This window comes from Pseudomonas sp. MDT1-17, assembly GCF_054898105.1.
Genome location: NZ_JBUBVM010000001.1, coordinates 2,412,226 through 2,426,304, shown reverse-complemented (window position 1 = coordinate 2,426,304; position 14,079 = coordinate 2,412,226). Strand labels below are relative to the sequence as shown.

The following is a 14,079-nucleotide window of genomic DNA, read 5'->3' as shown; positions in this document are numbered from 1 at the left end:
CCTAGAACGCCTCCCCTTTGGCCGCTTTTTCCAGCAGCAGTGCAGGGGGGGCGAATCGCTCGCCATACTGCTCCGCCAGGTATTGGGCGCGGGCGACGAAGTCTTTCACCCCGTACTGGTTGATGAACTGCAGCGCGCCGCCGGTCCAGGCGGCGAAGCCGATACCGAAGATCGAACCGACGTTGGCGTCCGCCGTCGAGGTCAACACACCCTCCTCCACACAGCGTACGGTTTCGATGGCTTGCACGAACAGCAGCCGATCACGCACGTCCTTCGGCGAAATCTGCCCGTCAGCCTTCTCGAAACGGATTTTCAACTCCGGCCACAGATGCTTCTGGCCACCGGCCGGGTAATCGTAGAAACTGCCTCCAGCGGCTTTACCGGGCCGCGTGTATTCATTGAGCAGCAAGTCAATCACAGCGAATGCTGGGTGCTCAATCAGCGGTTTCCCTTCCGCTTGCAGGTCTTTGGCCGTTTGCTGGCGGATATGGCTCATGAGGCTGAGGGAAACTTCGTCGGAGATCGCCAGAGGCCCGATCGGCATGCCCGCCTTGCGCGCTTCGGTCTCGATCATCGGCGCGCTCACGCCTTCGCCCAGCATGGCGATGCCTTCGTTGGTGAACGTGCCGAACACCCGCGAGGTGAAGAAGCCGCGGCTGTCGTTGACCACAATCGGGGTTTTCTTGATTTGCACGACGAAATCGAACCCGCGAGCCAGGGTTTCGTCGCTGGTACGGGCACCTTTGATGATTTCCACCAGTGGCATTTTCTCCACGGGGCTGAAGAAATGCAGGCCGATGAACTTGCTCTGATCCGGCACGGCGGTAGCGAGGCCGCTGATCGGCAAGGTCGATGTGTTGGAAGCGATCACCGTGTCCGGGCCAACGACTTTTTGCGCAGCCGAAGAAACGTTGGCTTTCAGATCGCGATCTTCAAACACCGCTTCAACAATCAGATCGCAACCGTCCAGATCGGCATCGCTTTCAGTGGGGTGAATTCGCGCCAGCGTTGCATCGCGCTGATCAGCACTCAATTGGCCACGAGCAACCTTCTTGTCCAGCAGCGCCGCCGAATGAGCCTTGCCCTTCTGCGCTGCCGCAAGATTGATGTCCTTGAGCACCACGTCGATGCCGGCCGATGCGCTGACAAAGGCGATACCGGCGCCCATCATGCCGGCGCCCAGCACACCCACGCGACGCGTCACGTAAGGCGCAAAGCCCTGGGGCCGCGAGCCACCGGCATTGATCTCATTGAGTTGAAACCACAACGTGCCAATCAGGTTCTTCGATACCTGGCCGGTGGTCAATTCGGTGAAGTAACGGGTTTCGATCAGGTGCGCAGTGTCGAAATCCACCTGAGCACCTTCCACTACGGCGCAGAGGATTTTCTCTGGTGCGGGCAGGCAGCCATTGGTTTTGCTGCGCAGGATCGACGGCGCGATGGCCAGCATTTGCGCGACTTTCGGGTTGGACGGCGTACCGCCCGGAATCTGGTAACCCTTCACGTCCCAGCGCTGCACAACCGAAGGATTGGCGATAATCCAGGCGCGCGCCTTGGCCAACAGTTCATCACGATCCGTCGCCAACTCATCAACCAAACCTGCCCGCAACGCCTGCTGCGGCCGGACTTTCTTGCCCTCGAGCAGGTACGGCAAGGCTTTTTCAATGCCGAGCATCCGCACCATGCGCACCACCCCGCCACCGCCCGGCAGCAGGCCAAGCGTCACTTCCGGCAAGCCGAGTTGCACCGAAGAATCGTCCAGCGCAACCCGGTGATGGCACGCCAGGCAGATTTCCCAACCGCCGCCCAACGCGGCGCCGTTGATGGCCGCGACCACCGGTTTACCGAGGGTTTCCAGGGTGCGCAGCTGCCCTTTGAGGGACAGCACCATGTCATAGAAGGCTTTGGCTTGGGGCTTGCCGACCTTGATCAACTCATTGAGGTCGCCACCGGCGAAGAAGGTTTTTTTGGCCGAGGTGATGATCACGCCAGCGATAGCATCTTTGTCGGCATCGAGTCTGGTGACACAAGCGGCCATGGCTTCGCGGTAGACCGCGTTCATGGTGTTGGCGCTCTGTCCCGGCATGTCGATGGTCAGGACGACGATCTGGTCCTGGCCTTTTTCGTAACGAATGGCTTCGGTCATGTCAATTGTTCCTTAAGGTCGGGGCTCAGAGGCGTTCGATGATGGTGGCAATGCCCATGCCGCCGCCGACACACAGCGTCGCGAGGCCATAGCGCAGGCGCCGGGTTTCCAGTTCATCGAGCAGCGTGCCGAGAATGGCGCAGCCGGTGGCACCCAGCGGGTGGCCCATGGCGATGGAGCCGCCGTTGACGTTGACCTTGTCCGGGTCGATCGCCATGTCCTTGATGAATTTCAGCACCACCGAGGCGAAGGCTTCGTTGACCTCGAACAGGTCGATGTCTTCGACCCGCAACCCGGCCTTGGCCAAGGCCTTGCGGGTAGCCGGTGCGGGGCCGGTGAGCATGATGGTCGGATCAGTGCTGGTGACGGCAGTGGCAACGATCCGCGCCCGTGGCTGTAAGCCCAACGCCCGCCCCTTGGCCTCGGAACCGATCAGCATCAGCGCCGCGCCATCGACGATGCCCGAGCTATTGCCCGGCGTGTGCACGTGGTTGATCCGTTCGACATGGCTGTAGACCCGAAGCGCGGTGGCGTCGAAACCCATTTGCCCGATCATCTCGAAGCTCGGCTTGAGCTTGCCCAAGCCTTCCAGGGTCGATTCGGCGCGGATGAATTCATCGTGATCGAGCAGGATGATGCCGTTCTGGTCCTGCACCGGCACCAACGACTTGTTGAACGAGCCGTCGGCCCTGGCCCGCGCAGCCTTTTGCTGGGAGTGCAGCGCATAGGCATCGACGTCCTGGCGGCTGAAGCCCTCCAGCGTCGCGATCAGGTCAGCACCCACGCCCTGAGGGATGAACTGGCTATGAAAGTTGGTTTCCGGGTCCAGTGCCCAAGCACCGCCATCACTGCCCATCGGCACGCGGGACATGGACTCGACGCCGCCGACCACCACCAGGTCTTCGAAGCCGGAACGCACTTTCATCGCGCCGAGGTTCACCGCCTCCAGCCCCGATGCGCAGAAGCGATTGATCTGTAGCCCCGACACGCTGACGTCCCAATCGGCCACCTGCGTCGCGGCTTTGGCGATGTCGGAGCCCTGGTCGCCGATGGGCGTCACGCAGCCGAGCACCACATCGTCGACCTGACTTGTGTCGAGGGAAGTGCGCTGTTGCAGCGCCTTTAGCAGTCCGGCGATCAGGTTCACCGGTTTGACGCTGTGCAAGGCGCCATTGGCCTTGCCTTTGCCGCGGGGCGTGCGTATCGCGTCGAAAATCAAAGCTTGGGTCATGACGTCCTCGAACCTGGGCGGGGAGTAAATACAGAGTTCCCACCTTAGGCCGAGCGGCCATGGATTCAATGACCGCAGCGCTCACTGACGTTGACGGACACGCTCAGACGGACGGTAGAGAACCATCGGTTTGACCGATTCAGGACACCAAGCTGTCTAGCCAACGGGCGGCCAAGAAGCTGGCAATAGGCCTCATGCCATTTTAAGAGCAATTTATATGAAGACCATACGAATGGATCTAAGCCAAGCGTGACGCGGGCTCTAAGGTGAACATGTACGAAGTTGTCGTCGGGTTTTGCCGAGGCGCTCGTCCAACAGGAAGTGCAACGCTCTGCCGTCATGGAGAAATGCAGGCAGGCATCGGGAAATAACAATAAAGGCGGTCAAGCCATGTTCAAACAATCGAAAGTACGTCAAGCCGGGCTCATTCTATTCGCCACTACGCTGTTGTTGATTTTGCCGAACCTGACCAAGGTGATCGGCTGACTTAGCGACAGGTTTTATATCGCCCTATTAAAAATGTGACTGGCTCGCTACCCGGGCCAGCGTGGGTGTGCCAACCTTTGCGGCACTTCCACGACATGGACGGCGATTAATTGAAAACGCTCATTCTGTTTGGGGCCTTGCTGCTCAGCACGCCTCTGTCTGCCGCTCAGTTGAACCTTGAGCTGGGCGCGAGCAGTCGCATCTGGCAAACCGAGGAATTGCTCAAGCATCCTCAGGTTCAGACCATCACAATCAGCAACGACGTCGCCTACAAACGGGACATGAGCTATCGCGCTGTTCCGTTGGCTGCGTTGTTGACCGGCATCAAGCCTGACGACCACCTACAGGCTGTTGCCCTGGATGGTTTCGCCGCAGAACTGTCGGCTGCGCCGTTGCTCGATACCCAGGGTGCGCGCGCATGGCTGGCGATTGAAGAGCCCGCCAAGCCGTGGCCAGCGCTGTCGGAAGGCAAGCCCGGCGCCGGACCGTTCTATCTGGTCTGGACCGATCCGCAGGCGGGCAACATCAGCCCCGAGCAATGGCCATTTCAGGTGGCGAGCATCAAGCGCATGGCACCAGTGAGCCAACGCTTCCCTGCCCTGCTGCCCGATCCGGCGCTTAAGGCCGACGATCCGGTGAACAAGGGCTTTGCGCTGTTCCAGAAGCATTGCCTGGCGTGTCATCGATTGAACGGTGCCGGGGATGCGCAGTTTGGGCCGGACCTGAATATTCCGTTTAACCCGACCGAGTACTTCGGCGCGGATTTCCTCAAGCGCTACATTCGTGATCCGCAGAGTTTGCGGCAGTGGCCGCAGGCGAAAATGCCCGGGTTCTCGGCGACGGTGTTGCCGGACGGGGATCTGGAGATGTTGGTGGGGTATTTGAGGCATATGGCTGGGCGCAAGGTTAAACCCTGACACTATCCCCCTGTGGGAGCGAGCCTGCTCGCGAAAGCGCTCTTTCAGTCAGCAAACTTGTGGCTGACACACCGCTTTCGCGAGCAGGCTCGCTCCCACAGGGGGGTGTTCAGGACTACTGTTGTTGCACCGAAATCACAGGAGCCGGCATCGGCGTTGGTGACACAAACACCTTCGCATGCATCTGCTCACACCCACCGCCACGCCGCATGCCCCGCACCGGGCAGGCATCCAGGTAATCCAGACCCACCGCCAGTTTCAGATGACGCTCAGGCCGTGCCAATTCATTGGTCACGTCGAAGCTGTACCAGGCGTCATCGAGCCAGGCTTCCGCCCAGGCGTGACTGGCCAGGTGTTCGCTGTTCTCGCTGTACAAGTAGCCCGACACATAACGTGAAGGAATGCCCAGACTGCGAGCGCAGGCGAGAAACGCATGGGTGTGGTCCTGGCAGACGCCCGAACGCCCGGCGAAGGCCTGAGCGGCGCTGGTGTCCACTTCCGTGGAGCCCGGCGTGTAGGTCATGTGCTGGTTCAAGCCATGCATCAAATCGATCAGCGCCGTGCGATCCCGGCATGGCCAGTTCGTGCAGACCGTCACCTCGGCCATCCTGCGGCATCAGCGACAGCGAATAACTGATGTCGAGCATCCGTGCGAGGTTTTCCGCCCGCTCCAGGTAACGCGACATCCAATACAAATCCGAGGCAGTTCTACTTAACATGGCAGGCTTCCTTTCAATCCTCGACCACCCAGGTGTCCTTGGTTCCACCGCCCTGGGAGGAGTTCACCACCAGGGAGCCTTCGCGCAGGGCAACACGGGTCAAACCGCCGGGCACAACCCGGGTTTCGCGGCCAGACAATACAAACGGACGCAGGTCGATGTGGCGTGGAGCAATGCCGTTTTCGACAAAGGTCGGACAGGTAGACAGGGACAACGTCGGTTGCGCGATGTACGCATGGGGCTTGGCTTTGATCCGCGCGCGGAATGACTCGATTTCCGCCGCCGTCGCCGCCGGCCCCACCAGCATGCCGTAACCGCCTGAGCCCTGGGTTTCCTTGACCACCAGATCCGGAAGATTGGCCAGTACGTGGGACAGTTCGGAGGGATTACGGCACTGCCACGTCGGCACGTTCTTCAGAATCGGCTCTTCATCCAGGTAGAAACGGATCATGTCCGTGACGAATGGATACACCGACTTGTCATCCGCCACACCGGTACCGATCGCATTCGCCAGCACGACGTTGCCGGAGCGGTACGACGACAGCAGCCCTGGAACGCCAAGCATCGAGTCCGGGTTGAACGCCAGCGGATCGAGGAACGCATCGTCGAGGCGACGGTAGATCACGTCGACGGCTTTCGGCCCGTCCGTGGTGCGCATGAACACCTTATCGTCACGTACGAACAGGTCCGCGCCTTCCACCAGTTCAACGCCCATTTCCCGCGCCAGAAACGCATGTTCAAAGAACGCGCTGTTAAAGCGGCCCGGCGTCAGCACCACTACGCTCGGGTTATCGATCGGGCTGGAGCTTTTCAGGGTGTCGAGCAACAGGTTCGGATAATGGTCGATGGGGGCAATGCGCTGGGCCGCGAACAACTCGGGGAACAACCGCATCATCATCTTGCGGTCTTCGAGCATGTAACTGACGCCGCTCGGAGTACGAAGATTGTCTTCGAGCACGTAGTACGTGCCGTCGCCATCGCGCACCAGATCGACGCCCGAAATGTGGGAATAGATATCGCGGTGCAGATCCAGCCCTTGCATCGCCAACTGGTATTGCTCGTTGGCCAGCACCTGTTCGGACACGATCAAGAGATCGCAGCCTCGTTTCACTCGACAGCTCCTACAGGAGAACGCATTCCAAGGTAGGAGCTGTCGAGTTAAACGAGGCTGCGATCTCTTGATCTTTCCAAACCCCACAAACGAAAACGGCCAACCCGAAGGTCAGCCGTTGCTGAGTGTTATCACTGTTCATAAGTTATGCGAGTAGCCCTCGTACCTCCTGCTTGACGCCCCATCCTTCGATGATGCCGCCCAAAGGCTCGACCACCGCCTCGAAATCCTGCTCAAAGTCGCCGATCCCGTCATAGGTGGCGTACATCACTTTGCTCAGTTCCAGGTACCACGCGCCGTCGTCGCGCACGCTGATTTGTGCATTCAAGGATTCACCACAGTAATGCCCTGCCGCCCTGCGCGCCCGCTCCTCGTCCGGGAAAATGGCGTAGAACTCGATGGGATGGAATCGTGAAAAGTCAAAACCGCCTTCTTTCATGCGGCGCAACACGCTGCTGCTGATGTCTTCTTGATAGGCTGTGCTCATGAAACGTCCCCCTCAGACTGATGGATAGACTTTCCGTATTCCCGGCACTCGCAACCGAATGGGGCGAGCGATGCGGCAACAACATTGCCGGTGGGAAGCAAGCATGTAGCTGACAAGACCAGACCTTAGCGATCCGTTCGCTGATCTCGCTTGCAGAGTAGCCCCAAGATAGAGCCGCTGCCAAGGCCTGGTTGTGAATGTGAGGGGAGAGGTATCAGACAGGAGTAATGCCGAGGATTTGTATGCTGTTCTGGGTTTTAAGATTTTTGACGCTCGCATCAGCGGTTCGCCCTTCCAGATCATTCAGATCCAGTTCGGCGGCGACAGGAAGGAGCCGAGCCTTAATGAGTTTTGCGGCTTGCTCGTTATCCGGGCACTCGTCGCACTCAAAGACTTCATCAACTGTTTCACCGTGATCATCCACGAAAGTGATTTTCCACTTTTGCATCAGTGCCTCCTCGATAAAACCCGCGAATGGGCTTACCTCTATCTGGACTTTTACCCTGACTGATCGTTCAAATCGATTACGGCGTAGAAGCATGAAAAACGCAGATCCTGTGGGAGCTGGCTTGCCTGCGATGGGATCGCCGCGGTATGCCTGACAGACCGTGCCGCCTGAATCGCAGGCAAGCCAGCTCCCACAGGTTCGGTGTCGTTTTCGGGAATGCAATCAGATCCGCACGTTACCCCGTGGCCCGGCGATGGCCCAGATGATCAGGCCCAGGACCGGCAGCAACAGGATCAACAGCACCCAGACGATTTTCATCCCGGTGTCAGCACCACTTTTCAGCACGTTGATGATCGCCCAGATGTCCAGGGCAAGAATAATCAGGCCAATCAGACCGTTGAACGTGGAACCCATGGTGACGCTCCATAAGAGTTGTTTGCACTCTTAGGACCGCCGGGCCATGGCGAGGGTTCCTTTTTATTAGCGCCCTGTAGGCTTCAGACGTGGATCGCCACTTTCAGGGCTTCCAGGGAAGGTGCGGCAGTGATGCCGACTTCGGCGCACAACTCGAGCACGCGCGGCACGTCGTTACCGTAGACCAGCACCACTTGCAGTTCGTCGTCGAGCAGCTGACTGAAGTTCATCAGCACGTAGCCGCCGCTTTCCTTGTTCATGCTGCTCATCTGCACCTGAATGCGATTGAGCGCGGTCAGCGCTTCGGTCTTGGCCAGTTGCTTGGGTTTGATGTTGAAATCAACGCCGGGCCCGAACGAGGCGACGATCTGGGCGAACAGGTCCATGTAGGTGTCAGCCTGGAACAGCACGGTTTCCGGCAGGCTGCCCACGACCACCCACTCACCCAGCGGAATCGGGAACGTGTCGTCGTAGTTGATGTCCGGATTGGCCGTCAGAAAAGCCTCGGGATCGGCGTAGGCCTGGGCCGCTTCGTCAGCGACTTTCAGGATTTCGTCATCGCTCATGCACCCGGAGCTTATTTTGCTGATGAGTTCGACGAGTGCGGCTTTCATGGGGCGGAATCCTGTAGCGAGGGAATTTTGAAGCCGCGAAGGATAGCGCATTACGCTGCGCAATTCCTGTGCGCGAGCAGGGTCGGGATTGTTGACCCACATCAAGATCTGGCGCACTGAGTAGCGGCAAAATACTGGCACCTTGCCGAAATTGTTTCCGCTATCAGAGAAGACCTCCATGGGTGCCTGGCTTAGCAATATCTCACTGAAATATAAATTCTGGGCGGTCAACGCTGTCGCCTTTGTCACGACCTTGTTGCTGGTGATCTATGCCGTGCAACTCGAACAACAGGCCCGCAGCCATGCCTCCCAGGCATCGGCACAGGCCCAGGCGCGACTGCTCAGCGCCTGGCCTGCCGGGCAACCACTGCCCAAAGCCGATAACGTGCTGACTTACAGTCGCGGGCAGGCACCGTTGCTGAACGAGCAACCGGTACTGGAATTGACCGATACCAATGGCTGGGTCGGGATCAATGCCATGCCGCTGTTCGGCAACAACCCGTTGATGGGCGCCGAAGTGTTTACGCACACGGATGGCAATCAGGTTGCGGTGATTGCCCATGGCCCGAGCCTGACCCAGGTATTTGGCGAGCGTTTACCCAACTATGCAGTGGCGGTAGCGATCCTGATGCTGGCGATGCTCGGCGCTTCGCAGTTGTTGATCCGCTTCCTGCTCAGCCAGCTCAATACGCTGAAAGACGTCATGCTTCACGTCGAGAAAACCGGTGACCTGTCGGCCCGTGTGCCGCTGGCCTGTACAGACGAAGTCGGGCAGATGGCCAACGCATTCAACGCCATGCAGGCCGGTTACCAGCGGGTAGTCAACACCGTTGCCAACACCGCCCGGCAACTGGATGTCGGCGCGGCACGGCTGGCGTCGAGCATGAACGAGGTGCGTCACGGCATGCTCGGTCAGCAAAGCGAAACCGATCAGGCCGCCACGGCGATCAACGAAATGACTGCCACGGTCCATCACATTGCCCAGCACGCTGGCGCCACTCGCGACCTCTCGCAAGCCGCCGACACCCTGGCCGGCAGTGGGCAGGAAGTGGTCAGTCGGGTGCAGAAGTCGATTACCGGATTGTCCAGCGGGGTGCAGCAGACTGCCGAGATGATTCAGCGTCTGGCCGAGGACAGTCAGAAGATCAACGGCGTGGTCAGTGTGATTCACAGCATCGCCGAGCAAACCAATCTGCTGGCGCTGAACGCAGCGATCGAAGCGGCCCGTGCCGGTGAAATGGGTCGCGGCTTTGCGGTTGTCGCTGATGAAGTGCGCAACCTGGCCAAGCGTGTCCAGACGTCCACTGACGAGATCACGATCATGGTTTCGGCGTTGCAGGCCGGGACCCGGGACGCAGTGGACTTCATGCAGGAAAGCTCGTTCAAGGCCGACGATTGCGTGCAGCAGGCTCAGGAAGCCGGCGCAGCGTTGGCGGAAATCACCAGCGCAGTGGCGCAGATGCGTGAAAGCAATACGCAGATCGCTGTGGCCGCCGAGCAGCAGAGCCACGTGGCGGAAGAGATGAACCGGTCGATCGTGAGCATTCGGGATGTGACCGAGACCACCGTGCAGCAGACTGTGAATTCGGCGACCACCAGTCATGAACTGGCGGCGTTGGCTGGGGAATTGAGCAAGGCTATAGGGCAGCTGAAGCTGTAAGGGCCCCTTCGCGAGCAGGCTCGCTCCCACAGTGGATCGCATTTCTTCTGGAAGAACTCGGTCAACTGTGGGAGCGAGCCTGCTCGCGAAGGCGTCAGCTCAATCAACATCGATTCCGAACATGGCCACCTATCATTTCGATAGCCAACCTTGATTCGCCGCCCGCATTGGCCCGGCCTATTCTTCAATCATGTGTTCAACATGGATCGAGGAGTACCATCATGGGCAAACGTCACCCAAACCTGCCCGCCTGGCAATGGCGTGTGTACCCGAACAATCACCAGCACCCGACCAATCGGGTGCTGCACCTGATTGCCGTGCCGCTGTTCATCGTAGCTTTTTTGCTGATTGTCACGGGGGTGTTCAGTCTGAGCTTTGCGAATGTCGCGATCGGTGTGATCGGCCTGCTCGCAGCGATCGGCCTGCAACGCCATGGTCAGCGTGAGCGCCACCGTCGTCACTGATCAGGCGAAAATCGTCACCGTCTGCCGGCTTATGGCAATCAACTGACCGTCCGCGCTCCACAGCTTCGCAGCCGCATGACCGTAGCCGTCAGCGGCATGCTCGATGTCGACGAGGTATTTGCACCAGTCCAGCGTACTCAGTTCAAGCAACGGCTGGACGAATTCGATGGTCCAGGTCAGCGTGCTGCCCATCGCCGGTTTTTTCAGGTGCGGCAACAGCGCCGGTGGCCAGGCGTCGACCAACGCCAGGATATGCGACTCGCTGACGGCCTCTTCCTTCACGTCCCCGCGCAAGCGCACCCAGCCGCCCATCTGGCGCGATGTGTTGCCAGTGAACGGCAGACCGCCGACGCTCCAGCGCATCGCCAGATGGCGCATGAATTCCGGGGTCACGCCTTTGATGTAAGGCAATTCCTGGCAGTCGTCCCAATGCTTCATCTCGGGTGCCGGTTCGGCGGACACCGCCACTTCCGACGGTCGCGAGGCGCCGAAGCTGCCCTGGACCAACGTCACCACCTGACCCTTCTGCATCGCCCGGCCCAGCACCTGGCTGACGGCCTTGCCTTCGCGCAGCACATCGACTTCAAAGCTGACCGGCACTTCAGGCTCGACAGGGCCGACAAAGGTGATCGCCAGCGAACGCACCGGACGATCCGCCGGGACTTTTGCGCGCATGGCTTCGTATTGCAAGGCGGCCACCAGGCCACCGAAACTGGCACGCCCCTGAGCCCATTCGGCCGGGATAGACAGCTCCAGCGGCTGGCTGCGGACGGCGTCGAGCAAATCGGAAAAGCGCATGGAAACCTCAGTGCGGGAAAAGGATGAAGGGATCTTAACCAGCCTGCGAGGACGGCACAGCGCCTATTCCGGCCAAAGACTCTGACAAATAGGCCGGATACACATGTTCTACCTAGGAGCTGCCGAAGGCTGCGATCTTTTGACTTTCGGTGTCAGTGATGACGCTAAAGATCAAAAGATCGCAGCCTTCGGCAGCTCCTACAGTGATCTCGGTGGTTTCAGGATTTGAAACAGGCGGCGCTGAATTTGTCGAGGACGCGGTCGGCGCGGTCTTCGGCCTTGGCCATGGTGGTTTTCCAGACGGCCACACAAGGCTGCAAATCGGCTTCCTGTTCGGACCGGGCCAACCATTGCCAGCAATCGTGCCAATCGCCCAACGCACCCTGGGCCGATTTGAGTCTGGGCAGCGCCGGTTTCGGCAATCGATCAAGCTCGGGATAGGCTTCGATCCCATAGCGCACACGCTTGATCAGCAAGCGCAAACGATGACGATCATGGGCAGGATCGTGCAGGGCCTTATCGAGTTTTTTCCATTGGTTGGCCAGGCGTTTTTCGATGCGCTGACGCAAGCCCTTGAGCAAGCCCTGACGCTGGGAGGCCCGTAAAAAACGCGGAAAGGCGTCGAGGATCATCAGCAGCTGCGCCACTTCAGGACTTGCCGCCACCGCCGGATAAGCCTCGGCCATTTGCGCCATGCGCCGATGGGCAGCCTCGGGTTGATCATGCTGGAGCAAGTACGCCGCCAGCACTTCGCGATCGCGCAACGGCGTGGTCAGGTCGCCGACCCGGGACGCCGCCGCTTCCAACTGTTCGACCCCGGGCAAGCCGCGCAATGGCCGCAGCAGACTGCGCAAACGGCGAACCGTGGTGCGCAGATCGTGCAGCGCTTCAGGGTCGGTGCGGGCACTCAAACGCGCCTGACAGGCCAGCAGACGAACTTCCAGGCCCAGGACATGAGCCACCAACCGATCAACCAAGGCAGACATCATTTGCTCCCTGAATCGAATTCCCCCAATTGCCTACATCATGCCTCAACGGCCGGCGCGTGACTCACGAATATAGAAGCGCGCCTTTTCGGCCTTCTTGGTGCAGCCTTCGAACGCTTCGAATTGCTGCTGGGTCTTGGCGCCGGTCAACAGCGACAGGGCCTTGGAGTAGCTGACGTTGCCAGCGAAACCGTCGGCCTTGGCCAGGTCGAGTTCACGCCACGCCGCATCGATCCCGCTGGCGCAGCTGTCACGGTAAGCGGTTTTGCCGGCGCAACCGGCGAGGGCCAGGGCAATCAATGGCACACAGATCCAGGCTTTCATCACTCACACCTCAAAAATAGGTCAACAGTCGTGCAGTTAAGACGGTCTGGCGCGTGAAAAGTGCCTTGGTCCCACCGCGGAAAATTTAGCACTCGCGAGAATACCCATCTGCCGCCATGGAGTGTCGAAAAAAAAGACGCACTCGCCTCACGAAACGACCTTAGCGATTGAAGCGCGCCCCTCGATGGGTGCATTGTTGAACCTTGTCAGACGAGGGCGATTCATGAAAAAGCGTGTCGCACTGGTGCTGGGCTCAGGTGGAGCCCGGGGCTATGCCCATATCGGTGTCATTGAAGAGATCGAGCGGCGTGGCTACGACATCGCCTGCATCGCCGGTTGCTCCATGGGCGCGGTGGTCGGCGGGATCTATGCGGCCGGCAAACTCGACGAGTATCGCGACTGGATCGAAAGCCTGGACTACCTCGACGTCTTGCGTCTGGTGGACGTCAGTTTTCGTCTGGGGGCGATTCGCGGGGAGAAGGTCTTCGGGCAGATCCGCAAGATCGTCGGCGAGATAAATATTGAAGACCTGCGCATCCCTTACACGGCGGTGGCGACCGACCTGACCAACCAGCAGGAAATCTGGTTCCAGGAAGGCTGCCTGCATCAGGCCATGCGCGCTTCGGCGGCGATTCCCAGCCTGTTCACTCCGGTGATGCAGGGCAATCGCATGCTGGTGGACGGCGGCATCCTCAACCCTTTACCGATCGTGCCGGTGGTGTCGAGTCATTGCGATCTGATCATCGCGGTCAACCTCAACTCCACCAACCAGCGCCACTATCAATTACCGGTGATCCAGCGTCCGGCGGCGTTCAAAACGCGTTTCGACAGCCTGATCAACTCGCTCGGTTCAAAATTTCCATTTCGCCGCAAACAGGCGGAACAATTGCTGCTGCTGGAAAAGGAAGCGTTGATGGCAGAAGCGGCCGAGATCAACCCGTGGATCGAATCCGCCGAACCCGAAGCCCAGCAACCGGCAGCCGCCCCTGAACGCGCCGGCGCCCCGAAGTCCGCCACAGGTTCGTTCATCATTGACAACGTCGGCCCGGCCTCTTTGCTGGACCTGATTAACCAGAGTTTCGAGGTGATGCAAACCTCATTGGCGCAGTACAAAATCGCCGGTTACCCGCCGGATATTTTGATCAACGTGCCAAAGCGGGTGTGCCGGTTTTTCGAGTTCTATAAAGCGCCGGAGCTGATCGCGCTGGGGCGGGAAATTGCGCGGGATACGATGGATCGGTATGAGAAAGAGCGGGATTCCTGAGATTCTCGGG

Annotated in this window: 12 protein-coding genes and 4 pseudogenes; 4 read left to right on the top strand and 12 right to left on the bottom strand. The window is 59.5% G+C overall.

The genetic code is table 11. From position 1 onward, the window contains the following. Position 1 precedes the first annotated feature (1 nt). On the bottom strand, positions 2–2,146 hold the full coding sequence (locus ACYZTX_RS11255) for a 3-hydroxyacyl-CoA dehydrogenase NAD-binding domain-containing protein (protein WP_462034107.1): 2,145 nt from the start codon (positions 2,144–2,146) through the stop codon (positions 2–4). 25 nt (positions 2,147–2,171) lie between these two features. Beyond that, complete coding sequence (locus ACYZTX_RS11250; RefSeq protein WP_462034106.1) at positions 2,172–3,377, bottom strand: acetyl-CoA C-acetyltransferase; 1,206 nt, start codon at positions 3,375–3,377, stop codon at positions 2,172–2,174. A gap of 596 nt (positions 3,378–3,973) precedes the next feature. Between ACYZTX_RS11250 and ACYZTX_RS11245 the strand changes: the two genes are divergently transcribed. Continuing rightward, the gene (locus ACYZTX_RS11245; RefSeq protein WP_462034105.1) at positions 3,974–4,780 is read left to right on the top strand and encodes a c-type cytochrome; all 807 of its coding nucleotides are present in this window, start codon (positions 3,974–3,976) and stop codon (positions 4,778–4,780) included. 115 nt (positions 4,781–4,895) lie between these two features. On the opposite strand, the pseudogene ACYZTX_RS11240 reads toward ACYZTX_RS11245, so the two are convergent. The 7 genes and pseudogenes from ACYZTX_RS11240 to ACYZTX_RS11210 form a co-directional block, all read right to left on the bottom strand. Next, positions 4,896–5,351, bottom strand: a pseudogene (locus ACYZTX_RS11240) (transglutaminase-like domain-containing protein); the annotation flags it as partial. Beyond that, positions 5,350–5,499 (bottom strand): annotated as a pseudogene (locus ACYZTX_RS11235) (alpha-E domain-containing protein); the annotation flags it as partial. The pseudogenes ACYZTX_RS11235 and ACYZTX_RS11240, both read right to left, overlap by 2 nt. 13 nt (positions 5,500–5,512) lie before the next feature. Further along, positions 5,513–6,589: pseudogene (locus ACYZTX_RS11230) on the bottom strand (circularly permuted type 2 ATP-grasp protein); the annotation flags it as partial. Between the two features lie 166 nt (positions 6,590–6,755). After that, positions 6,756–7,097: a ribonuclease E inhibitor RraB gene (locus ACYZTX_RS11225; protein ID WP_059404670.1), complete on the bottom strand. Its 342-nt coding sequence runs from the start codon at positions 7,095–7,097 to the stop codon at positions 6,756–6,758. A gap of 214 nt (positions 7,098–7,311) precedes the next feature. Beyond that, complete coding sequence (locus ACYZTX_RS11220; RefSeq protein WP_461973342.1) at positions 7,312–7,545, bottom strand: hypothetical protein; 234 nt, start codon at positions 7,543–7,545, stop codon at positions 7,312–7,314. A 222-nt stretch (positions 7,546–7,767) separates the two neighbouring features. Further along, positions 7,768–7,959 carry a PLDc N-terminal domain-containing protein gene (locus ACYZTX_RS11215; RefSeq protein WP_253438614.1) on the bottom strand — a complete coding sequence of 64 codons (192 nt, stop codon included), beginning with the start codon at positions 7,957–7,959 and terminating at the stop codon, positions 7,768–7,770. Between the two features lie 83 nt (positions 7,960–8,042). Continuing rightward, positions 8,043–8,573: a hypothetical protein gene (locus ACYZTX_RS11210; protein ID WP_462034104.1), complete on the bottom strand. Its 531-nt coding sequence runs from the start codon at positions 8,571–8,573 to the stop codon at positions 8,043–8,045. 178 nt (positions 8,574–8,751) lie between these two features. Here ACYZTX_RS11210 and ACYZTX_RS11205 point away from each other — a divergent pair, with 178 nt between their 5' ends. Then, the gene (locus ACYZTX_RS11205) at positions 8,752–10,233 is read left to right on the top strand and encodes a methyl-accepting chemotaxis protein (protein WP_462034103.1); all 1,482 of its coding nucleotides are present in this window, start codon (positions 8,752–8,754) and stop codon (positions 10,231–10,233) included. A gap of 221 nt (positions 10,234–10,454) precedes the next feature. Continuing rightward, positions 10,455–10,670 (top strand): annotated as a pseudogene (locus ACYZTX_RS11200) (Mpo1-like protein); the annotation flags it as partial. A 27-nt stretch (positions 10,671–10,697) separates the two neighbouring features. Here ACYZTX_RS11200 and ACYZTX_RS11195 read toward each other — a convergent pair. From ACYZTX_RS11195 to ACYZTX_RS11185, 3 genes are all read right to left on the bottom strand, one after another. Continuing rightward, positions 10,698–11,495, bottom strand: a complete 798-nt coding sequence (locus ACYZTX_RS11195) for an acyl-CoA thioesterase (RefSeq protein ID WP_462034102.1) — start codon at positions 11,493–11,495, stop codon at positions 10,698–10,700. A 218-nt stretch (positions 11,496–11,713) separates the two neighbouring features. Next, entirely contained in the window at positions 11,714–12,481 is a 768-nt protein-coding gene (locus ACYZTX_RS11190) for a CHAD domain-containing protein (protein ID WP_462034101.1), read from the bottom strand. A 45-nt stretch (positions 12,482–12,526) separates the two neighbouring features. Then, positions 12,527–12,805, bottom strand: coding sequence for a hypothetical protein (locus ACYZTX_RS11185; RefSeq protein WP_462034100.1), 279 nt, complete (start codon positions 12,803–12,805; stop codon positions 12,527–12,529). A gap of 223 nt (positions 12,806–13,028) precedes the next feature. Between ACYZTX_RS11185 and ACYZTX_RS11180 the strand changes: the two genes are divergently transcribed. Next, positions 13,029–14,069: a patatin-like phospholipase family protein gene (locus ACYZTX_RS11180; protein WP_462034099.1), complete on the top strand. Its 1,041-nt coding sequence runs from the start codon at positions 13,029–13,031 to the stop codon at positions 14,067–14,069. The last annotated feature ends 10 nt before the right edge of the window (positions 14,070–14,079 follow it).

Excerpts from the sequence above, each read along its gene's own strand:
- ACYZTX_RS11190 (WP_462034101.1), bottom strand. The coding sequence starts at position 12,481 with ATGTCTGCCTTGGTTGATCGGTTGGTGGCTCATGTCCTGGGCCTGGAA.
- ACYZTX_RS11195 (WP_462034102.1), bottom strand. The coding sequence starts at position 11,495 with ATGCGCTTTTCCGATTTGCTCGACGCCGTCCGCAGCCAGCCGCTGGAG.
- ACYZTX_RS11250 (WP_462034106.1), bottom strand. The coding sequence starts at position 3,377 with ATGACCCAAGCTTTGATTTTCGACGCGATACGCACGCCCCGCGGCAAA.
- ACYZTX_RS11255 (WP_462034107.1), bottom strand. The coding sequence starts at position 2,146 with ATGACCGAAGCCATTCGTTACGAAAAAGGCCAGGACCAGATCGTCGTC.
- ACYZTX_RS11215 (WP_253438614.1), bottom strand. The coding sequence starts at position 7,959 with ATGGGTTCCACGTTCAACGGTCTGATTGGCCTGATTATTCTTGCCCTG.
- ACYZTX_RS11210 (WP_462034104.1), bottom strand. The coding sequence starts at position 8,573 with ATGAAAGCCGCACTCGTCGAACTCATCAGCAAAATAAGCTCCGGGTGC.
- ACYZTX_RS11185 (WP_462034100.1), bottom strand. The coding sequence starts at position 12,805 with ATGAAAGCCTGGATCTGTGTGCCATTGATTGCCCTGGCCCTCGCCGGT.
- ACYZTX_RS11180 (WP_462034099.1), top strand. The coding sequence starts at position 13,029 with ATGAAAAAGCGTGTCGCACTGGTGCTGGGCTCAGGTGGAGCCCGGGGC.
- ACYZTX_RS11225 (WP_059404670.1), bottom strand. The coding sequence starts at position 7,097 with ATGAGCACAGCCTATCAAGAAGACATCAGCAGCAGCGTGTTGCGCCGC.
- ACYZTX_RS11205 (WP_462034103.1), top strand. The coding sequence starts at position 8,752 with ATGGGTGCCTGGCTTAGCAATATCTCACTGAAATATAAATTCTGGGCG.
- ACYZTX_RS11220 (WP_461973342.1), bottom strand. The coding sequence starts at position 7,545 with ATGCAAAAGTGGAAAATCACTTTCGTGGATGATCACGGTGAAACAGTT.